This window comes from Paraburkholderia sp. EG286A, assembly GCF_040965375.1.
Classification (GTDB): domain Bacteria; phylum Pseudomonadota; class Gammaproteobacteria; order Burkholderiales; family Burkholderiaceae; genus Paraburkholderia.
The window spans coordinates 33,038-53,424 of record NZ_JBFRCB010000002.1; the positions used below are offsets into that span (position 1 = coordinate 33,038).

Consider the following 20,387-nt stretch of genomic DNA (forward strand, 5'->3'; position numbering starts at 1 on the left):
AACTGCTTTTCGTCGGATCGGCAGCCAGACATAAAAAACGCTCCGATGCGGGGTCGGAGCGTTTGAATCGAACCGCGGGGACGACTGAAAGGACGGTTCAAAGATCGTCGAACGGCGTGAACTTGATGGCCGTGCCTTCCGCAGGCGTGGGGTCGGTGGAACACGGCTCTTCGTCGAACGCGATGTCGCCCGCCGGATCGGCCACGCCCGTCGCGCGCAGGTCCGCGAAGTTGAACAGGTTCGCGTCCATGAGGTGCGACGGCACGACGTTGCCGAGCGCGTTGAACATGTTCTCGACGCGGCCCGGGAAGCGCTTGTCCCACTCGCGGATCAGCGCCTTCATCTCCGCGCGCTTCAGGTTCGGCTGGCTGCCGCACAGGTTGCACGGAATGATCGGGAATTCGCGCAGCACCGCGTACTTCTCGAGATCGGTTTCCTTCACGTAGGCAAGCGGCCGGATCACGACATTCTTGCCGTCGTCCGACTGCAGCTTGGGCGGCATGCCCTTGAGCTTGCCGCCGTAGAACAGGTTCAGCAGCAGCGTCTGCAGAATGTCGTCGCGATGATGGCCGAGCGCGATCTTGGTCGCCCCCAGTTCGCCCGCCACGCGGTACAGAATGCCGCGGCGCAGGCGCGAACACAGCGAGCAGGTCGTCTTGCCTTCAGGCACGAGACGCTTGACGATGCTGTACGTGTCCTGGTTCTCGATGTGGTACGGCACGCCTACCTTGTCGAGATATTCCGGCAGCACGTGCTCCGGAAAGCCCGGCTGCTTCTGGTCGAGGTTCACGGCCACGATGTCGAAGTCGATCGGCGCGCGCTCGCGCAGGCGCAGCAGCACGTCGAGCATCGCGTAGCTGTCCTTGCCGCCCGACAGGCAGACCATGACCTTGTCGCCGTTCTCGATCATGTTGTAGTCGCCGATCGCCTGGCCGACCTGACGCACGATGCGCTTGAACAGCTTGTTGTTCTCGTAGGCTTCCTTCTGCTCGCGGCGCGTGAGCGCCTGGCGGCCCGTTTCTTCGGTCGCGGCGTCCTCGCCAACGGGTAGCGTTTCGGGGGCGTTCATGAATCAGTCCTCTTTGATGCGAAAGACCTCGACGCCCACCGCGTCGCAGTCCGGATAAACGTCGGGCTTCTCGGTCGAGACGCGCACTGCGCGCACGAGTTCGTGCGACAGCAGCGCCGCGGCGAGATCGTCGCAGAGCGTCTCCTGCAGATGGATATGGCCCTTGCCCACGCGTTCGGCAACGGTCGAGCGCATGAAGTCGTAGTCCACGACTTCGCGCAGCTTGTCCTCTTGCGGCGTGGTCGAAGCAAGCGGCACGAACAGGTCGACATTGATGACGACGCGCTGTTCGCCGCGCTTCTCAAAGTCATGCACGCCGATGTTGATGTGCACTTCGTAGTCGCGCAGGAAAAGCCGGCGGCAGTCGGCGAGCCGGGGGTGAAGCAATACGGTGGACATACGGGTTCCAGTCGATAAAAGCGTGCGTTCTCTCGCACGTATGCCGGCGCGGCGCGCCCGGCGGGTCGTTCAGCCGGTCTGCAAAACCGCTCGTGCGCGGCGGCTTGCGTTCCTTTGTCTTCGTCAGCACCGCTCGCTCGCAGTTCTGCGCGCAGCGGGCTATGCATTTAGTTGCAAATCTTGTTGCAACCCACGTTCGGGCGTCAGCCGCCCGTCAAAAACATCACGTCGCGCGGCAGCGGGACGAGGTGCTGGCCGCCGTCCACGACGAGCGTCGTGCCGGTCACGCCGGTTGCCCGCGCCAGATACAGCGCGGCTTCCACGAGATCGGCGGGCCGCGACGCGCGCTTGAGCGGCGTGACCTGGTGCGCGGCGGCGAAGCTCGCCGGCGTCTGGTCGCCCGACTGCAGCGTGAGGCCGGGCGCGAGCCCCACCACGCGCACCTTCGGCGCGAGCGCCTGGGCGAGCGCGACGGTGGCGTTCTGCAGCGCGGCCTTCGTCAGCGTGTACGACAGATAGTCGGGATTCATGTTGTACAGCTTCTGGTCGAGCACATTGATCACGCACGTGCGCAGCGTCTCGTCGTCCGCCGCCGCCTCGGGCGTTGCCTCGTACAGCGTGCGCGCGAGCACGAGCGGCGCGCCCACGTTGATCGCCATGAGTTGCAGCAGCTTCGTGTAACCCACATCCTGCGCCGTGTCCTCGTCGAAGCGCGAGGCATTGTTGAGCACGCACGCGGGACGGCCGAGCGCCGCTGTGCAGTCCGGCACGAGCCGCGCCACCTGGGCTTCGTCGCCGAGGTCGGCATGCAGCGCCACGGCCCGGCGGCCCAGCGCGGCGATCTGCGCGACGACTTCGTCGGCGGCTTCGCGCGACTCGCCGTAATGGACGGCGACGTCCCAGCCGCGCACCGCAAAGCCGAGCGAGAACTCGCGGCCAATGCGGCGTGCTCCGCCCGTCACCAGCACGACGGGCGCCTTTACGTCAGAATCGGGGCGCGATCCTTCGCCGGATGCGCTCATGTCGGCGTCAGCCGGGCGGATGCCGGGAGTTGCGCTCATTTACAATGCCGGGATGAATCCGAAAGCTCACGAACCCGATAGTTTACCTGTTCCCGAGCCGATCGCGCTCGCGCAGTCCGAGGCGCTCGCGGCCACGTTGCGCGCCGAGATCGCCGCAGCGGGCGGGTGGCTGCCGTTCGACCGCTACATGGAACGCGCACTTTACGCGCCGGGACTCGGCTACTACGGGGGCGGAGCACGCAAGTTCGGCCTGTTCGCCGACGACGGCAGCGACTTTGTGACCGCGCCCGAGCTTTCGCCGCTGTTTGCCGCGACGCTCGCGCGCGCCGTGGGCGAAGCGCTCGCCGCCAGCGGCACGCACCGCCTGATGGAGTTCGGTGCGGGCACGGGCCGCCTCGCGGCGGGCGTGATGCTCGCACTCGACGCCGCCGGCGTGGCGTTCGACGCCTACGCCATCGTCGATCTGTCGGGCGAACTGCGCGAGCGCCAGCGCAAGACCATCGCGCAGCTCGCGCCGGCACTCCTCAATCGCGTGACGTGGCTCGATGCGCTGCCCGCGCAGTTCGAAGGCGTCGTGATCGGCAACGAGGTGCTCGACGCCATGCCGGTGCGCCTGTTCTCGCGCAAGGACGCCGTCTGGCACGAGCGCGGCGTGAGCGCAAACGCCGAAGGCGCCTTCGTCTTTTCCGATCAGCCGGCGAACTCGGGGCGCGACGCCAACTGGCCCGCAAGCGCGCTCGCGGGCGTGGAAGGCAGCGAAGACTACGTGACCGAAACGCACGAAGCCGCACTCGCGTTCACGCGCACGGTTTGCGCGATGCTCCAGCGCGGCGCGGCGTTCTTCATCGACTATGGCTTTCCGCGCCACGAGTACTACCATGCGCAGCGCGCGCAAGGCACGCTGATGTGCCACTACCGGCATCGCGCGCATGGCGACCCGTTCCTCTATCCCGGTTTGCAGGACATCACCGCGCACGTGGAATTCACGGGCATTGCCGAAGCGGGCGTCGAAGCGGGCGCGGACCTGCTCGGCTACACCACGCAGGCGCGCTTCCTGATGAACGCGGGCATCACCGAGGTGCTGGGCGAAATCGATCCGCGCGACGCGCAGCGCTTTCTGCCCGCCGCGAACGCGGTGCAGAAACTCGTTTCGGAAAGCGAGATGGGCGAGCTGTTCAAGGTGATCGCGTTTTCGCGCGGCATCGGCGAGACCATCGCGGCGTTCGCGCGCGGCGACCGCAGCCACACACTCTGACGCTCACGCCACGCGACCATGATCCGCTGGTTTCTCACCACCTTCATCGCCGTGGCGATTCTCTCGAGCGCCCAGCCGTGGCTCAAAAAGCTCGGCATCGGGCGCCTGCCCGGCGACATCACGCTGCGCATTTTCGGCCGCGAGTATCCGCTGCCGTTCATGTCGACGCTCGTGCTTTCGATGGCGCTTTCGTTTCTCGTGCGCGTGCTCTGAACGCGCGCTCGACTGATCAAGCCGTAGCGAGCGCGGCTTCCACCGCCGCCACGCGCGCCTCGTGCACCGCTTCCTTGATTTTCTCGGCGCCGCCGCGTTCGATCGAGCGCGCAATCGCCCCCGCATCCACGCCGCGCGCGGCCACGAGCGCCACACGCAGACGCTCCGCCTGCGGATACGGCGCGTTCTCCCAGTTCAGCCGCCCGCGCAAATCGGCCTCGCAGGCCTGCAACGCCTCGGCGAAACGCGCGGGTTTGCGCAGCGCGTCGCAGCGTTCGAGCATGCGCACGAGCGCCGCCGCGCCCATCTCCATCACGCGATGGACGTTGCCGTGCTCGCGCGCGACCAGCACCGCCAGCTCGCGGCAGTCGTTGGGCACGCGCAGACGGTCGCACAGCGGCTTGAGCAGATCGACGCTGCGTCCTTCGTGGCCGATGTGACGCGGCAGCACGTCCTCCGGCGTCGTGCCCTTGCCGAGATCGTGCATGAGTGCCGCGAAGCGCACCGGCAGCGTGTAGCCCTGCGCGGCCGCATGGTCGATCACCATCATCACGTGCACGCCCGTATCGACTTCCGGGTGATAGTCCGCGCGCTGCGGTACGCCCCACAGCACGTCGACCTCGGGCAGCACGCGCGCGAGCGCGCCGCAATCGCGCAGCACCTCGAACATGCGCGACGGCTTCGCTTCCATGAGACCGCGGGAGATTTCCTGCCACACGCGCTCGGGCACGAGTGAATCGACTTCGCCCGAAGCAACCATCTCGCGCATGAGTTCGAGCGTTTCGGGCGCGACGGTGAAATCGGCGAAACGCGCGGCAAAGCGCGCGATACGCAGAATGCGTACGGGGTCTTCGAGAAACGCGTCGCTCACGTGGCGAAACACGCGCGCTTCGAGATCGCGCGCGCCGCCGAACGGATCGACGACTTCCCCCGTGAGCACGCCGCCCGGCTGCATTTCCTGCGCCATCGCGTTAATGGTGAGATCGCGCCGTGCGAGGTCTTCCTCGAGCGTCACGTCGGGCGCGTAGAAGAACTGGAAGCCGTGATAACCCGCCGCCGTCTTGCGCTCGGTGCGCGCGAGCGCGTACTCCGCATGCGTTTCGGGATGCAGAAAGACCGGAAAGTCCTTGCCCACCGGACGATAACCCTGCGCGGCCATCTGCTCGGGCGTCGCGCCCACCACGACATAGTCGCGGTCGCGCACGGGCAGCCCGAGCATCTCGTCGCGGATCGCGCCGCCTACGACATAGATCTTCATTCGTCGTCGCGTTCGTCGTCCTGGACGATGTGCGTTTCGCGGCGCGCCGCCTCGACCCACTCGGCCACCGCGGGCAGGGCGCTCACGCGCTGCGCGTACGCCGCCGCTTCGGGCGAGAGCTTCGGCTGGTAGCTGTTGAAGCGCATGACGACCGGCGCGTACATCGCGTCGGCGATGCTGAATTCGCCGAACAGGAACGGCCCGCCGCTCGCGGCGAGGCACTCGCGCCAGAGCGCGTCGATGCGCGCGACGTCGGCGAGCGCGCCAGGCGTCGCGCCGGCGCCCGGCTTCACCTTGCGGATGTTCATCGGCATGTGGTTGCGCACTTCGCCGAAGCCCGCATGCATCTCCGCGCTCACGCTGCGCGCGCGGGCGCGCGCGTTCGCGTCGCGCGGCCACAGCGCGTGCTGCGGGAAGCGCTCGGCGAGCGTCTCGGCAATCGCGAGCGAATCCCACACGGCGAAGCCGTCGTCGCCAACGAGGCACGGCACCTTGCCCGAGGCCGAGAACGCCAGGATCGAGGACTTGGTGGCCGGCTCGTCGAGCTCGATCAGCACCTCCTCGAACGCCACGCCGAAGTGCTTGAGCAGCACCCACGGACGCATCGACCACGACGAATAGTTCTTGTCTCCGATTACGAGCTTCATTGTTCCAATGACCGTTGTGAGTTGAAAGAGCGCCGGCTGATCGTCCGCTTTGGACTATCGGCCGGCACTGGCGCGAAAGATGTTCAGCCGCGAACGCAGCGAGGCGTCGGCGAGATAGAGCGGCGCGATCGTCTCGATGCTCGCGGGCTCGATATCGAGCTCGGGGGCGAGCGGCCCGGTCAGCACGCTGTCCACCTTCATCGAATCGAGATTATCGCGCGTGAGCACCGGCACGCCCGGCGCCATCTCGAACGAGAGCGCCTGCAGGCGCCCGAACGCGTCGGGCAGCCGCACGATGCGCGCGTGCCGGCCCACCACTTCGCCGCAATACTGCAGCAGCTGTTCGAGCGTGTAGACCGTCGGGCCGCCGAGCTCGTAAGTGTGCCCGCTCGCGGCGTCGAGATCGAGCACGTTGACGATCGCCTTCGACACGTCGCCCACGAACACCGGCTGGAACTTCGCGTCGGGCATGGCGAGCGGGATCATCGGAAAGAGCCGCTGCAGGAGCGCGAAACGGTTGAGGAAGGTGTCCTCGGGACCGAACACGACGGAAGGCCGGAAGATGGTCGTGGCTAGCGCCGTGGCCGCGTGCACGGCTTTCTCGCCGTCGCCCTTCGAGCGCAGGTACATGCTCGGCCCACGCGGGTCGGCGCCGATGGCGCTGATGTGGATCAGGCGATGCACGCCCTTGCCTTCGCAGGCGGCGACGATCTTCGTGGGCAAGTCGACGTGCAGCTTCGCGAAGCCCGGGCCGTAGGGATCGCCGCGCCCGCCGTTGAGCGTGCCGACGAGATTGATGACCGCGTCCGCATTTTCGACGAACGCTGCGAGCGCGACCGGATCGGACACATCGGCCTCGATCACGTCGACGGGCAGCAGGGTGAGATGGCGGGCGTTGTAGCGGCGGCGGGTGGCGACGCGCACGTCCTTGCCCGCCTCGACGAGCGCGTTGACGAGATGGCTGCCGATGAATCCCGAACCGCCGATGACCGCAATGGCTTGATGTCGCATCTTCGACCTCCTCGGGCAGACGGCGCCGCCGCGTACGAGGTCCGGTTCGTCCCGCAGCGCGCCAGTCAGAAGACGGAGCACGCGGCGTGCCGTCATGCCGCGCGCGATTCCGTATGAAGGGAAGCGGCGCGGCCAAACGGCCCGGCGCTTACGGCGAGATATAGCCGAGACGCGCCTTCAGCGATTGCGGACGGCCCTCGAACAGCGCCGCATAGTAGACCGTGTTCGACAACACGTTTTTCACGTAATCGCGGGTTTCCTGGAACGGAATGGTTTCCGCGAAGATGGCGCCCTCGACGCCGCCCTGCAACGTCTGGCGCCATGCGCGCGGGCGGCCCGGCCCGGCGTTGTAGCCCGCGGTCGCGAGCACGGCGGAGCCGTCGAACTGATTGTAGATCATCGACAAATAGTTCGTCCCGAGCAGGATGTTGGTGTCGAGATCGTTGAGCTGGTCGCGCGACAGGGGCCCGAGGCCGATCTTCTTCGCCACCATCTGCGCCGTGGCCGGCATGATCTGCATGAGGCCGCTCGCGCCCACGCCCGACTTCGCATTGAGAATGAAACGCGATTCCTGGCGAATCAGGCCGTAGGCCCATTCGACGTCGAGGCCGTTGGTCTGCGCGTCGCGTTCCACGACGTCGCGGAACGGCGCGAGATAGCGCAGCGAGAAGTCGTGCTCCGTTTGCGTGCGGTCGGCCGTGTTAACGGTGCGGTCGAGCAGCTGGATGCGCTTCGCGTATTCGGCGACGGCGAGCAGCTGCCGGTCGCTCATGCCGCGCAGCGGCCAGTTCCATTCGCGATTGCCTTCGAGCCGCAGGTTCAGCGCGTAGAAGCGCTGCGCGAGCGCGAAGCCCGGCGTTTGCGCAACCTGGGCGATGTCGGCGTCGCTGACCGTGGTCTTCGGCGGGATGGTGATCTTCTGGCCGAGTTCTTCGGTGGCGAGCTGGCCGTAGAAGTTATAGCCCTGCGAGATCGTCGCGAACTCCTGGTTCGCCTGCCCCGTTTCGCCGGCCTGCTTGAGCGCGCGTGCGTGCCAGTAGACCCACGACGGCTGCGCGCGCAGTGCGGCCGGCATCTGTTCGATCGACCAGCGCACCATGGTCCAGTCGCCGCCCAGCAGCGCGGCGCGCGTACGCCATTCGTAAGCCGGGCTCGAGAGCGGCGCGTTGGCCGAGAGACGGTACCAGTCGAGCGCGGCCGGCAGACGCTTCAACGCGCCCTGATAGCCGATCGTGCCCCAGCCGATCGCCCGCTCCGGCGACGTGAGCTGCGGCGCGACGGTGGCGAACGTGGCCGCGGCCATGGCCGGGTCGTTGCGCGCCATCACGGTGACGGCCAGCAGTGCGAGCTGATGCGACTGCGGATCGCCGGTAACGCCTTGCGCGAGCGTGAGCGGCGGCGTGCTCACGGCCTGGCTGAACGCGGTCGGGTCGGGACGCTGCGAAAGGCCGTCGAGCAGCCTGGCGCCGGTCGAGGTCTGGTTCTGCTCGTAGGCGAGGCGGATCTGCTGCCACACGTCGTCGCTCGAGAACTGGCCTTTGATGGCAAGCGCGGTGATGAGGTCGACGCAGCCGTCGCCGTAATAACGCGGCTCGACGAGCAGCGCACGCGCGTCGTTCGTGACGTTCTCGCCGCGCGCCGCGCGCGACTCCAGCGCGTAGCACTTCACCTGCGTGTCGTCGTTGAGCACGAAGCGCGAATATTGCTGGTCGAAGTTCGCCCAGTCGTGGCGCGCGCCGAGCACGGTCAGATAGTCGTTGCGCATGCGGTCGGCGATCGCCTGGCCGTCGTAGCGCTGCAGGAACGACAGCACCGGCGCATCGGGCGCGTCGATGCGCGCGTGGCCTTGCGAATCGAACAGCTGCGGCTTGAGCTGGAAGTATTCGAGGTACGACGGCGCCGGGTAATCGGGAATCATCGCAGCGAGTTGTGCGGCGCGCGCCGGATCGTTGTTGCGCGCGGCTTCGCGAAGCTGGATGAAAGTCTGATCGTCGTTCGTAAGGACTGCGCCTGGGGGCAGTGCGACGGGGCGCACGGCGTCCGCCGTGCTGCATGCTACGAGTGCCGCGGCAGTCAGTGCGAGACCGACCACGCGATATACTCGGACAAGGCGTTTGGACATCGTTATTTCTGGAGCGCGAGGTGAACCCAAGCATAGCACGCAACCCTCACACGGAATCCAAAAAGGACTGGCGTGCAAGGCTGCTTCCTCGGCGAATTGAAGCGGCTTCCGACGTGGCAATCGGTGCGGCACTCGCGGCCCGTCTCGATGCGCTCGTCGCGCAATTTTCGCCGCGTTCGATCGGGTTCTACTGGCCCTTGCGCGGCGAGTTCGATGCGCGCGCCTGGATCACCGCCTGGCTCGCCGCCGATGCGTCACGCCGCGCCGCCCTGCCCGCCATTCCCGAGCGCCACACGCCGCTCGTCTTTCACGCCTGGACGCCCGACGCACCGATGCGCGAGGGCCATCACGGGATCCTCGAGCCGCAGTCACAGGAAGTGATCGTGCCCGATCTTCTCCTCGTACCCTGCGTGGGTTTCGATCGCGACGGCTATCGTCTCGGTTACGGCGGCGGCTACTACGACCGCACGCTGGCCGCCTGGCCGGGCGTTGCGTTGCCCGTCACGGTTGGCATTGCGTATGAAGCCTGCCGCATCGACGACGGCGTGCTCGCGCGCGAGGCGCACGACCTGCCGCTCGACGCCGTCGTGACCGAAGCCGCCACGCATCTTTGCCAACGTTCGCGTGAGCGCTGAACGCTGAACGCGCCTTGATCGCTCAGAGCGAGGCCGCCGCGCGCGCGGCCGTGTCATAGAGCCCCGACGCATTGCGCATGAGTTGCGCGGCGTCGCCGATCTGCTGGTTCGTGAGGCCGCTCTCCTTGAGCGTCGCGATGAGGCAGCTCTCGCGCACGTCGCGATAGCGCAGGCACAGCGTCTGGCCTTCCGGCGTGACCGAAAAGAAGACTTCCTTGCCGGTCTTTTCGCTTTTTACATACCCTCTGGAGACAAGCTTCTTCAACGCATACGTGGCCACGTGCGTGTCCTCGATGTTGAGCACGAAGCAGATATCCGCGAGCTTCTTGCGCCGCTCGCGATGGCCGACGTGATGGAGCAGCGACACCTCGATCGGCGTCATGTCCTTCACGCCCGCCGCCGACATGCAGCGCACCATCCAGCGGTTGAACGCGTTGCTCGCCATGATGAGCGCGTACTCGAACTCGGAAAGCTCGGCGCTCGTCTCGGAGACGAGATGTTCGGACGAAACGATCTTGGTCGGCTGGCGCGACATGGCAGATAACCCGGTAGTCGGTGTTCGAAAAGGCAAAGCGGCGTGGCGTGAGTGTAATTGCAGCGCGTTTGCCGTGCGCCTGGCGAAAACGCTTATTGATAATTTGTAGATAATTTATCGACAATGTACGCTAGAAAGGAACGACACCGGCCCCGCCTGTGCATCCCCGTGCGTTAATTTTTGACCGGTCGAACCGTCCCCTGATCGATCCAACATGCCGAATTCTGACCCTCGCATTTTTCCTCTCGGTGACGAAGCGCTCGTCTGCGAAGCGCCGCCGCCCGCCACGCTCGAGGTCCAGCGCCGCGTCTGGGCCGTCGCCGCGCTCGTGCGCGGCTGGGCGCCGGTGCGCGAAGTGGTGCCCGGCATGAACAACCTGACGATCACCTTCGATCCGCTCTCGGCCGACGCCGCGGCGCTCGCGGGTGCGCTGCGCGACGCATGGCGCGAGGCAGAAGACGCGAGCGCGGCAGGCCGCGAAGTCGAGATACCCGTGGTCTACGGCGGCGAACACGGCCCCGATCTCGAAGCGGTCGCGCAGCACTGCGCGTTCGCCGCCGCCGACGTCGCCGCGCGCCATGCCGCGGGCGTCTATACGGTGTTCTTCCTCGGCTTTCAGCCCGGCTTCGCCTATCTCGGCGGTCTCGAACCCGCGCTGCACACGCCGCGCCGCCGCGAGCCGCGCCTTGCCGTCCCGGCCGGGTCGGTGGGCATCGGCGGCGAGCAGACGGGCATCTATCCGGCCGCTTCGCCAGGCGGCTGGCAGCTGATCGGCCGCACCGCCGTGAAGCTGTTCGACCCTTCGCGCAATCCGCCTTCGCTGCTCATGCCGGGCGACCGCGTGCGTTTCACCATCGCGGAGCTCCACGCATGATCGAAGTACTGCGCGCGGGCCTGCTCACCACGGTCCAGGATCTCGGCCGCCCCGGCTACCGGCATCTGGGCGTCGCCACCGGCGGCGCGCTCGATACGCTCGCGCTCGAAGTGGGCAACCGCCTCGTCGGCAACCGGCCCGACGCCGCCGGCGTGGAAATCACCTTCGGCCCCGTCGCGCTGCGCTTCGCGCGCGCCACGCGCGTCGCCATTACCGGCACCGACTTCGGCGCGACGCTCGGCGGCCGCCCGGTCTGGTCGTGGTGGAGCCTGCCCGTGGCCGCCGGCGAGGAACTCGTGCTGAACGGCGCGAAGCGCGGCATGCGCGCCTATGTGTGCGTGGCCGGCGGCGTCGACGTGCTGCCCATGCTCGGCTCGCGCAGCACCGACCTCGCGGCGGGCTTCGGCGGCCTCGCGGGCCGCGCGCTCAAGGACGGCGACCGGCTCGCCACGGGCGCCTCGTTCGCGCCGGGCCGCGAGCGCGCCGCGCTCGACCCGGGCGCGCCGGCCTTTGGCGTGAAGGCGCCCGTGTGGTGCAACTTCGCGCTCGCGGACGAGCCGCATCACCGGCGCGGACGCCATCCGGACGGCATGGCCTGGGCCGTGCCCGTGCGCGTGCTGCGCGGCCCCGAATACGACAGCTTCACACCGGAGGCGCAGCGCGCGCTCTGGTCCGATGAATGGCAGATCACGCCCAACAGCAACCGCATGGGCTTTCGGCTCACGGGCACGCCGCTCGCGCGCGCGAACGGCGCGGACCTGCTCTCGCACGCCGTGCTGCCCGGCACGATCCAGGTGCCGCCGAGCGGCCAGCCGATCGTGCTGATGGCCGACGCGCAGACCACGGGCGGCTACCCGAAGATCGGCTCCGTGATTCGCGCCGACTGGTGGAAGCTCGCCCAGGTGCGGCTGACCGGGGGCGTGCGTTTCGTGGAAGCGACGCCGGCCGCCGCGCGCGCGGCGCTGGAAGAGGAACGGGCGTATTTGCGGCAGATCGACACCGCGATCGCCATGCACGACGAACGCCTTGCGAGCCGCCGCGCAAACGCGGCCGCGAGCGCGTGATTTTCAGGCACCACCAGGTAAGACGAGCAGCAAGAGGAACACATCATGACCACCATCGATCTGAATGCCGATCTCGGCGAAGGCTGCGGCTCCGACGAGGCGCTGCTCGACCTCGTGAGCTCCGCCAACATCGCGTGCGGCTGGCACGCGGGCGGCGCCAACGCCATGCGCGAATGCGTGCGCTGGGCCGTGGAGAAAGGCGTGTCGATCGGCGCGCATCCGAGCTTCAACGACCCCGAAAACTTCGGCCGCAAGGAGATGAACCTGCCGCCCGAGGAAATCTACGCGGGCGTGCTGTATCAGCTCGGCGCGCTCTCTGCGATCGCCCAGGCCGAAGGCGGCCGCATCGCCCACGTGAAGCCGCACGGCGCGCTCTACAACCAGGCCGCGCGTGACCCGCAGATCGCCGAGGCCATCGTCTCCGCGGTGCACGACTTCGATCCGTCCGTGACGGTGTTCGCGCTCGCGGGCAGCGGCCTCGTGACGGCAGCGCGCGAGGCGGGGCTCGTCGCGATCGAGGAAGTGTTCGCCGACCGCGGCTATCGCGCGGACGGCTCGCTCGTGCCGCGCAGCGAGCCGGGCGCGTTGCTCGACGACGAAGACACCGTGCTCACGCGCACGCTCGCGATGATCCGCGAGCAGCGCGTGCAGGCGGTGAACGGCGCCTGGGTGGCGCTCAACGCGCAGACCATTTGCCTGCACGGCGACGGCCCGCACGCGCTCGCGTTCGCGCGACGCATCCGTACGGCGCTCGACGACGCCGGCATTGGCGTGCGCGCGGCGGGCGCCGGCCAAGCCTGACGCACGCGAATTTGAATGCAGCAAGGCGCACGGCATGCGCCGCGCGCCGCTCGAGCCGTATCACCGAAGGCAATCACCAGGCAATCCCTCGGCAGCGCAAGCTTGCCAGGCGTAGTTGTGTACCCAGCAGGTTCGTAGTCGTATCCAGCAGGTTCGTAGTTGTGCGAATGGCCGACAGAGCCACGAAGTCAACGCCGCTATCCGCGGCAATCAATGACAAGCCAATACGTTTGGAGATCTACATGCAGAGCACCGTCAACTTATGGCCGCTGATCGGCGTGGCCGTCATCATCGCCGGCTTCTTGCTACGCTTCAATCCGATGCTGATCGTCGCCGCGGCGGCCGTCGTCACCGGTTTCGCCGGGGGCTTCCCGGTCGCGAAGATTCTCGCCGCCATCGGCACCGGCTTCATCAAGACCCGCAACATTCCGCTCATCATCCTGTTGCCGCTCGCCGTGATCGGGCTGCTCGAGCGCCACGGCCTGCGTGAGCGCGCGCAGATCTGGATCGGCAGCATCAAGGCGGCCACCGCTGGCCGTCTGCTGATCGTCTATCTGCTCGTGCGCGAGTTGACCGCCGCCGTCGGCTTGACGGGCCTCGGCGGCCATCCGCAGATGGTGCGCCCGCTCATCGCGCCGATGGCCGAAGGCGCCACCGAAAACCGCTTCGGCAAGCTCTCCGACGCCGTGCGCTACAAGCTGCGCGCCTATTCGGCCGCGACCGACAACGTGGGTCTCTTCTTCGGCGAGGACATCTTCGTCGCGTTCGGCGCGATCGTGCTGATGGTCACGCTGCTCAAGGAAGCGGGCGTTTCGGTCGAGCCGATCCACGTGGCGTTCTGGGGCATTCCCACGGCGATCTGCGCGTTCCTGATTCACGGCTTCCGGCTCTGGCTGCTCGACCGCAAGCTCGAACGCGAACTGGGCGCCATGCGCAACGCGAGCGACGCCAAGGCTGCAAGCCGTGCTCAAGGAGACGAAGCATGACGCTCACCCTCAACTGGCTCTTCTGGCTGCTCGGCATCGTGCTGCTCATCGTCGGCGGCATGATCGTGATGGACCGCGAGCATCCGCGCCGCTTCACGGCGGGCGGCTTCTGGCTGCTCTACGCGCTGATCTTTCTCGTCGGCGACCTGCTGCCCGCCGAAGTCGTGGGCGTGCTCGTGCTCGCCATGGCGCTGATCGCGGGGCTCGGCGGCGTGACGGCCGCGAAGCCCAAGGTGCTCGCGCTCGAAACGCGTCTCGCCAGCGCGAAGCGGCTGGGCAACAAGCTCTTCGTGCCGGCGCTCACCATTCCGGTCATCACGGTCGTGCTCACGCTCGCGGCCAGCCATCTCGTCTTCGGCGGCAAGGCGCTCATCGACCCGAAGAACGTCACGCTGATCGGCTTCGGCATCGGCTGCGTGATCGCGCTCGTGATTGCCTGCATCATCACGCGCGACAGCGTCGGCCAGTCGATGAAGGAAACGCGCCGCCTCGTCGACGCACTCTCGTGGGCCGCCGTCCTGCCGCAAATGCTCGGCATGCTCGGCCTCGTGTTCTCGGACGCGGGCGTGGGCAAGGCCGTGGCGCACGTCACGACGTCGTACATCAACATGGACGTGCGCTTCGTCGCCGTCGTCGTGTATTGCGTGGGCATGGCGCTCTTCACGATCATCATGGGCAACGGCTTCGCCGCGTTTCCGGTGATGACGGGCGGCGTGGGCGTTCCGGTGCTGGTGGGCGTGTTCCACGTCAATCCGGCGATGATGGCCGCCATCGGCATGTTCTCGGGCTACTGCGGCACGCTGATGACGCCGATGGCCGCGAACTTCAACATGGTGCCCGCGGCCCTGCTGGAGCTGCCCGACAAGAACGCGGTGATCCGCGTGCAGGTGCCCACGGCGCTGGGCATCCTCGCGGCGAATATCGTGCTGCTGAACGTGTTCGGGTTTTGACGTCTCGTACGCATGCGGTTGCAAAAAAGCCGGCGAAAGCCGGCTTTTTGCATTCAGGCCGCGTGCGAGCGCGCAGGGCTTAACCCGGCTCAACCCGGGTCGACATTGAAGCCACGCTGGCGCAGCAGCTGGAGCACGCCTTTGGGGCCGCCCAGGTGCAGCGCGCCGACGGCGACGAAGAGCGGCTTGTTGGGCGCCACATACTGCTGCATGCGCGAAACGAAGCGCCGGTTGCGCTCGTAGACGATGCGGTTGTCGACCGACGCCGCCACCCGCGCGTCGTGCGAGAGCTTTTCGGTGCGCGCCGATTCCCAGGCGGCGATCGCGTCGGCGTCGCCCACGCGCCACAGGTGCAGCAGCGTCTGCACGTCGGATACGTTTTGCGCCGGCGTCTGCGCCAGGTCCTGGGCGAGCATCTCGCGCTGCTGCGCGAGGCTCAGGTTCGTGAAGGCGCGCATCTGCTCGCCGAGCGTCTCCAGCCCGACGATGCGGCGGCCCTTCCAGCGCAGGAACACGTTCTGCAGCTGCGCCTCGGTGCCGTACTCGGTCTGCAGGCCGGCGCTCAGCGAATCGTAGGTTTCCACCAGCAGCGAGGCGAGCCACGGCCGCATCTTGCGGATCTCGGCGAGCGCCTCGGGATTGCCGCGCATGCGCGCCTCGAGTTTCTGCCAGAGCGGATCGGGCAACAGGCCCGGCAGACAGGGCCGTCTGCACACCCCGTATTTCGAGACGTCGTCCTGGGACACCAGCAGATCGTCGGGGGACAGCTCGAGCGCAAGAATGGGCGACGCGCCGAGCGCCGCGAGAATCTGCGGGCGAAACGGCTGGCCGGGCGGATAGTCGGCGGGGTCGCCCACATGGAGCGTGCCGAGCAGATAGATCGTGAGATTGCCGCGCGTGGCGACGTAGAACGGCATGCGCGCAGGCTGGGTGCGCACCGGGCCGCCAGCCGTCGTGCCCGATGCGTAGCTCGGCACGGCGGGCGCGGCGTGAAAGCCGGGAATGCCGCCGTTCGCGCCGCGCGGCATGGGCACGGCCGGGTGCACCCCGGGCGTGTTGGCGACGGCGCCGCCAGCGACCGCCGGGCCCGCGGCGCCGGCGAGCACGCCGACCGCGAGCGCCAGCGTGAGCGCCACGCGCGCCGCAGCGCGCGACGCTTTCTTCAACGCCGCACGCAACGCCACCGCGAATGCCACACCAAAAGCCACACCGAATGTCACACGAACAGCCGTACCCAGCCCGGCCGCCACGGCAAGCGCGGCAGCCGGAATGATTGAAAGGACGGCGGAGAAAACGGTGGAAAAAACAGTGAAAAAGGCGGCACGACGGCCGCCCATCAACTGGCGGCGCGTAGCAATAAAACGACGCGCCGCCGTCGCTTCAGGCCGGCATGGGCCGCCCATCCTCTTCCCCCACCTCCTCTGCACGATGGCAGGATACCTGACGGCCGTCCACTTCGCGAAGAACAGGCACTTCCTTACGACACCGCTCGACCGCGTATGGACAACGTTGATGGAACGTGCAACCAGACGGCGGGTTGAGCGGCGAAGGCAATTCGCCCTCGAGCTTGATCTTCACGCGGCGGTCCGCCTCGAAGATCGCGGGCGTGGCCGAGAGCAGCGAGCGCGTGTACGGATGGCGCGGCCGCGAGATCACCGTGTCCTTGTCGCCCAGTTCCGCCACGCCGCCCAGATACATCACCATCACGTCGTCGGCAATGTGCTCGACCACGGCCAGGTTGTGCGAGATGAACACGTAGCTCGTGCGGAACTGCTCCTGCAAGTCCATGAACAGATTGAGAATCTGCGCCTGGATCGAGACGTCGAGCGCGGAAACCGGCTCGTCGGCCACGACGATCTGCGGGTCGAGAATCATGGCCCGCGCGATCGCCACGCGCTGGCGCTGGCCGCCCGAGAACATGTGCGGATAGCGCTTGGCGTGCTCGGGGCGCAGGCCGACGATGCGCATCATGTGCGCGATGCGGTCCGCGCGCTCGCTCGCCGTGAGGCGCGTGTTGATGGCGAGCGGCTCGCCGAGCGTCTGCTCCACGGTCTTGCGCGGGTTGAGCGAGGCGAACGGGTTCTGGAACACCATCTGCACGCGGCGGCGCAGCGCGGCGATCTTCGCGGCGTTGGCGTGCGCAACGTCCTCGCCGTCGATGGTCAGCTTGCCCGCGGTGGGCGGCTCGATCATCGTGAGCTGGCGCGCGAGCGTCGATTTGCCGCAGCCGGACTCGCCCACCACGGCGAGCGTGCGCCCGCGCGTGAGCGAGAACGACACGCCGTTGAGCGCCTTCACGGTGCCCGTGCCGAACATGCCGCGCTTGACGGTGTAGTGCTTCTTGAGATCGTCGGCGATGAGAACCTTGTCGTCCTGATGGTCCTGATGAGCCGCGTGTTGCTGGACTGCGTTCATCGCGCGCCTCCACTGGATTGAGTCACCGCCGCGTTCAGCGGCTTGATGCAGCGCACTTGCGCGTAGCCGCTTTCATCGGTTACTGCGTCGAGCGCGGGCCGCGCCTTCATGCAGTCATCCACCACATACTTGCAGCGCGGCGCGAACAGACAGCCGCTCGGCCGGTCGTCGCGGCCGGGCACCATGCCGGGCAGCGCGGCAAGCCGCATCGCCCCCTTGTTGTGCTCGGGAATCGCGGCGAGCAGCGCTTCCGTGTACGGATGATGCGGACGCGAAAAGATGTCCGGCACGCGGTTCGTTTCGATGATCTCGCCCGCGTACATCACGGCCACGCGTTGCGCGACTTCGGAAACCACGGCCAGATCGTGCGAGATCAGCACGAGCGCCATGCCGCGGTCCTTCTGCAGACGCACGAGCAGTTCCATGATCTGCGCCTGGATCGTCACGTCGAGCGCCGTGGTGGGCTCGTCGGCGATCAGCAGCTTCGGGTTGCAGGCCACGGCCATCGCAATCATCACGCGCTGGTTCATGCCGCCCGACATCTGGTGCGGGAAGTTGTCGATGCGGTTCTTCGCGTCGGGAATGCCGACCTGGTCGAGCAGTTCGATGGCGCGCGCATGCAGCGCGGAGCCGCGCAGGCCCTCGTGCAGCTTGAGCACTTCCTTGATCTGATAGCCGACGGTGTAGCTCGGGTTCAGGCTCGTGAGCGCGTCCTGGAACACCATGGCGATGTCCTTGCCGACGATGCGGCGGCGCTCCTTGCCCGTGGCGCCCAGCAGATCGCGGCCGTCGAAGGTGATCGAATCCGCCGTCACCTTGCCGGGGGCGTCGATGAGGCCCATCAGCGCCATCATCGTCACGCTCTTGCCCGAGCCCGATTCGCCGACGATGCCGAGCACTTCGCCGGGCGCGACCGACAGGTTCACGCGGTCAACGGCGGGCAGGCCGTTGAAGTTCACGGCCAGATTACGGATGGTCAAAAGTTCGTTGTTCATGTCAGTCCTCGCCGGGCCGCCCCAAGAGGACTGACGCCCCCTCGGGGGGCAACGACCGAAGGGAGTGTGGGGGTCGTCTTCATGTCAGGCCATCCGCTTGAGCTTGGGATCGAGCGCGTCGCGCAGCCCGTCGCCGAGCAGGTTGATCGCGAGCACCGAAATGAGGATGGACAGACCCGGCATCGTGACGATCCACCATGCGCTGTCGATGTAGTCGCGCGCCGAGGCGAGCATCGCGCCCCACTCCGCACGCGGCGGCTGCACGCCGAGGCCGAGGAAGCCGAGCGCGGCGGCGTCGAGAATCGCCGAGCTAAAGCCGAGCGTCGCCTGCACGATGAGCGGCGCCGTACAGTTTGGCAGCACCTGCGAGAACATCAGGCGCAGCGTGCCGGCACCGGCCACGCGCGAAGCGGTCACGTACTCCTTGTGCAGTTCGCCCAAAGCCGAACCGCGCGTGAGACGCACGTAGCCGGGCAGCGCCACGATCGCGATCGCGAGCATGGTGTTCGTGAGACCCGGACCGATGATCGCGACCACGGCCACCGCGAGCAACAGCGAGGGCAGCGCGAGCAGCACGTCCATGAGACGCATGATCGGCGTATCGGCCCACTTCTCGAAGAACGCGGCGACGAGCCCGAGCACGATGCCCGGAATCAGCGCGAGCACCACCGAGACGCAGCCGATCCACAGCGAAAGCCGCGCGCCGTACATCAGACGCGAGAGGATGTCGCGGCCCGCTTCGTCGGTGCCGAGGATGAACTTCCAGTTGCCGCCGTCGAGCCAGGCGGGCGGAATCTTCACGTAGTCGCGGTACTGCTCGATGGGGCTGTGCGGCGCGATCAGCGGTGCGAAGATCGCGATGACGATCAGCGCGAGCACGATCACGCCGGCGCCCACGGCGCCCTTGTTGCGCGAGAAGTTCGCCCAGAATTCGCGCAGCACGAGCGCGCGGCCCGAAGGCGGCGTGACGGCGCGAGGCACGGTGTTCTGAATGTCAGCCATCATGCCTCCTGGTGTTGAATGTGGTGTTGTGGGGTTCGCATTTTCATGGCTCGCTTACCTCGTATGTCGAATGCGCGGGTTGAGCACGCCGTACAGCAGATCGACGAACAGGTTCACGACGATCACGAGTGTCGCGATCATGAGAATGCCGCCTTGCACCACCGGGTAGTCGCGCCGGCTGATCGCGTCGATCAGCCATTTGCCGATGCCGGGCCAGGAGAACAGCGTTTCGGTGAGCACCGCGCCCGCGAGCAGCGTGCCGACCTGCAGGCCGATCACGGTCACCACGGGAATGAGCGCGTTGCGCAGCGCATGCACGACGATCACGCGCACGGGCGAAAGCCCTTTGGCGCGCGCGGTGCGGATGTAGTCCTCGCGCAGCACTTCAAGCATGGACGAGCGCGTCATGCGCGCGACCACGGCGAGCGGAATCGTGCCGAGCACGATGGCGGGCAGGATCAGGTGCGAGAGCACCGAGCGGAACGCGCCTTCGTCGGTGCCGGGCAGGAGCGAGTCGATCAGCATGAAGCCGGTCACGTGCGGAATGTCGAATTCCACCGCGATGCGGCCCGACACGGGCGTCCAGCCGAGCTTCGACGAGAACACCATGATGAGGATGAGCCCCCACCAGAAGATCGGCATGGAGTAGCCGGTGAGCGCGGTGCCCATGACGCCGTGATCGACGACGGTGCCGCGCCGCAGTGCCGCGAACACGCCAGCGGGCAAGCCGACCGCGAGCGCGAAGATAAGCGCGCATAGCGACAGCTCGACGGTAGCGGGAAAGCGCGCGAGAAACTCGCCCATCACGCTCGTGTTGGTGATGATCGAGGTGCCGAGATTGCCGTGCACGGCGTGCCAGACGTAGTGCACATACTGCATCGGCAGGGGCTCGTCGAGCCCCAGGCGGTGCATCGCCTCGGCGTGCATTTGCGGATCGACGCCGCGCTCGCCCATCATCACTTCGATAGGGTCGCCCGGGATCAGGTGGATGAGTGCGAACGCAAGGATGGTGATCCCGATGAACGTGGGTATGACCATGCCGATGCGGCGCAATACGAAGCGGAACATGTGGTGTTCCCCCAAAAGCTTGAAATGAAACGCAACCGGCGACAGGGGCTCGTGACCCCGGTCGCC

General features: G+C 67.2%; 21 protein-coding genes. 8 read left to right on the forward strand and 13 right to left on the reverse strand.

The window, feature by feature from the left end; translation table 11 throughout:
• Nucleotides 1–97 precede the first annotated feature (97 nt).
• From ttcA to AB4Y35_RS06840, 3 genes are all read right to left on the reverse strand, one after another.
• Complete coding sequence (ttcA, locus tag AB4Y35_RS06830) at nucleotides 98–1,069, reverse strand: tRNA 2-thiocytidine(32) synthetase TtcA (RefSeq protein WP_368703895.1); 972 nt, start codon at nucleotides 1,067–1,069, stop codon at nucleotides 98–100.
• 3 nt (nucleotides 1,070–1,072) lie between these two features.
• The gene (locus AB4Y35_RS06835; protein ID WP_028203420.1) at nucleotides 1,073–1,468 is read right to left on the reverse strand and encodes a dihydroneopterin aldolase; all 396 of its coding nucleotides are present in this window, start codon (nucleotides 1,466–1,468) and stop codon (nucleotides 1,073–1,075) included.
• 203 nt (nucleotides 1,469–1,671) lie between these two features.
• Nucleotides 1,672–2,490 (reverse strand): SDR family oxidoreductase, encoded by an 819-nt coding sequence (locus AB4Y35_RS06840; RefSeq protein WP_368704622.1) that lies wholly within the window; start codon nucleotides 2,488–2,490, stop codon nucleotides 1,672–1,674.
• A 52-nt stretch (nucleotides 2,491–2,542) separates the two neighbouring features.
• On the opposite strand from AB4Y35_RS06840, the gene AB4Y35_RS06845 reads away from it, so the two are divergent.
• Both AB4Y35_RS06845 and AB4Y35_RS06850 read left to right on the forward strand, forming a co-directional pair.
• Entirely contained in the window at nucleotides 2,543–3,745 is a 1,203-nt protein-coding gene (locus AB4Y35_RS06845) for a class I SAM-dependent methyltransferase (protein ID WP_368703896.1), read from the forward strand.
• An 18-nt stretch (nucleotides 3,746–3,763) separates the two neighbouring features.
• Complete coding sequence (locus AB4Y35_RS06850; protein ID WP_321915292.1) at nucleotides 3,764–3,958, forward strand: DUF2905 domain-containing protein; 195 nt, start codon at nucleotides 3,764–3,766, stop codon at nucleotides 3,956–3,958.
• A 16-nt stretch (nucleotides 3,959–3,974) separates the two neighbouring features.
• Here AB4Y35_RS06850 and AB4Y35_RS06855 read toward each other — a convergent pair whose 3' ends face one another.
• From AB4Y35_RS06855 to AB4Y35_RS06870, 4 genes are all read right to left on the reverse strand, one after another.
• On the reverse strand, nucleotides 3,975–5,216 hold the full coding sequence (locus tag AB4Y35_RS06855) for a multifunctional CCA addition/repair protein (protein WP_368692300.1): 1,242 nt from the start codon (nucleotides 5,214–5,216) through the stop codon (nucleotides 3,975–3,977).
• Nucleotides 5,213–5,863, reverse strand: coding sequence for a glutathione S-transferase family protein (locus AB4Y35_RS06860; protein ID WP_368703897.1), 651 nt, complete (start codon nucleotides 5,861–5,863; stop codon nucleotides 5,213–5,215). Before AB4Y35_RS06860 ends, AB4Y35_RS06855 begins: the two co-directional genes overlap by 4 nt.
• Before the next feature lie 54 nt (nucleotides 5,864–5,917).
• Nucleotides 5,918–6,874 (reverse strand): complex I NDUFA9 subunit family protein, encoded by a 957-nt coding sequence (locus AB4Y35_RS06865; RefSeq protein WP_368703898.1) that lies wholly within the window; start codon nucleotides 6,872–6,874, stop codon nucleotides 5,918–5,920.
• A 148-nt stretch (nucleotides 6,875–7,022) separates the two neighbouring features.
• Nucleotides 7,023–8,996, reverse strand: a complete 1,974-nt coding sequence (locus AB4Y35_RS06870; protein ID WP_368703899.1) for a transglycosylase SLT domain-containing protein — start codon at nucleotides 8,994–8,996, stop codon at nucleotides 7,023–7,025.
• A gap of 8 nt (nucleotides 8,997–9,004) precedes the next feature.
• On the opposite strand from AB4Y35_RS06870, the gene AB4Y35_RS06875 reads away from it, so the two are divergent.
• Nucleotides 9,005–9,631, forward strand: a complete 627-nt coding sequence (locus tag AB4Y35_RS06875; protein WP_321931212.1) for a 5-formyltetrahydrofolate cyclo-ligase — start codon at nucleotides 9,005–9,007, stop codon at nucleotides 9,629–9,631.
• A 22-nt stretch (nucleotides 9,632–9,653) separates the two neighbouring features.
• Here AB4Y35_RS06875 and AB4Y35_RS06880 read toward each other — a convergent pair whose 3' ends face one another.
• Nucleotides 9,654–10,166 (reverse strand): winged helix DNA-binding protein, encoded by a 513-nt coding sequence (locus tag AB4Y35_RS06880; protein ID WP_368703900.1) that lies wholly within the window; start codon nucleotides 10,164–10,166, stop codon nucleotides 9,654–9,656.
• Between the two features lie 214 nt (nucleotides 10,167–10,380).
• On the opposite strand from AB4Y35_RS06880, the gene pxpB reads away from it, so the two are divergent.
• From pxpB to AB4Y35_RS06905, 5 genes are all read left to right on the forward strand, one after another.
• The gene (gene pxpB / locus AB4Y35_RS06885) at nucleotides 10,381–11,040 is read left to right on the forward strand and encodes a 5-oxoprolinase subunit PxpB (protein ID WP_368703901.1); all 660 of its coding nucleotides are present in this window, start codon (nucleotides 10,381–10,383) and stop codon (nucleotides 11,038–11,040) included.
• Entirely contained in the window at nucleotides 11,037–12,104 is a 1,068-nt protein-coding gene (locus tag AB4Y35_RS06890; protein ID WP_368703902.1) for a biotin-dependent carboxyltransferase family protein, read from the forward strand. The genes pxpB and AB4Y35_RS06890 overlap by 4 nt, the downstream gene beginning before the upstream one ends.
• A 45-nt stretch (nucleotides 12,105–12,149) precedes the next feature.
• A complete protein-coding gene (gene pxpA, locus AB4Y35_RS06895; protein WP_368703903.1) occupies nucleotides 12,150–12,905 on the forward strand; it encodes a 5-oxoprolinase subunit PxpA in 756 nt (251 codons plus the stop codon).
• A 242-nt stretch (nucleotides 12,906–13,147) separates the two neighbouring features.
• Nucleotides 13,148–13,891 (forward strand): DUF969 domain-containing protein, encoded by a 744-nt coding sequence (locus AB4Y35_RS06900; RefSeq protein WP_368692306.1) that lies wholly within the window; start codon nucleotides 13,148–13,150, stop codon nucleotides 13,889–13,891.
• On the forward strand, nucleotides 13,888–14,841 hold the full coding sequence (locus AB4Y35_RS06905) for a DUF979 domain-containing protein (protein ID WP_368703904.1): 954 nt from the start codon (nucleotides 13,888–13,890) through the stop codon (nucleotides 14,839–14,841). Before AB4Y35_RS06900 ends, AB4Y35_RS06905 begins: the two co-directional genes overlap by 4 nt.
• A gap of 89 nt (nucleotides 14,842–14,930) precedes the next feature.
• Here the strand turns inward: AB4Y35_RS06905 and AB4Y35_RS06910 are convergent, their stop codons facing one another.
• The 5 genes from AB4Y35_RS06910 to AB4Y35_RS06930 all read right to left on the reverse strand — a co-directional run bounded on the left by AB4Y35_RS06910 (nucleotide 14,931) and on the right by AB4Y35_RS06930 (nucleotide 20,321).
• Entirely contained in the window at nucleotides 14,931–16,037 is a 1,107-nt protein-coding gene (locus AB4Y35_RS06910) for a TraB/GumN family protein (RefSeq protein WP_368703905.1), read from the reverse strand.
• Between the two features lie 184 nt (nucleotides 16,038–16,221).
• Nucleotides 16,222–17,256 (reverse strand): peptide ABC transporter ATP-binding protein, encoded by a 1,035-nt coding sequence (locus tag AB4Y35_RS06915; protein ID WP_368692308.1) that lies wholly within the window; start codon nucleotides 17,254–17,256, stop codon nucleotides 16,222–16,224.
• Nucleotides 17,253–18,251, reverse strand: coding sequence for an ABC transporter ATP-binding protein (locus AB4Y35_RS06920; protein ID WP_368703906.1), 999 nt, complete (start codon nucleotides 18,249–18,251; stop codon nucleotides 17,253–17,255). Before AB4Y35_RS06920 ends, AB4Y35_RS06915 begins: the two co-directional genes overlap by 4 nt.
• Nucleotides 18,252–18,335: 84 nt before the next feature.
• Complete coding sequence (locus AB4Y35_RS06925; protein ID WP_342920443.1) at nucleotides 18,336–19,253, reverse strand: ABC transporter permease subunit; 918 nt, start codon at nucleotides 19,251–19,253, stop codon at nucleotides 18,336–18,338.
• A gap of 54 nt (nucleotides 19,254–19,307) precedes the next feature.
• A complete protein-coding gene (locus AB4Y35_RS06930) occupies nucleotides 19,308–20,321 on the reverse strand; it encodes an ABC transporter permease subunit (RefSeq protein ID WP_368703907.1) in 1,014 nt (337 codons plus the stop codon).
• Nucleotides 20,322–20,387: the final 66 nt, after the last annotated feature.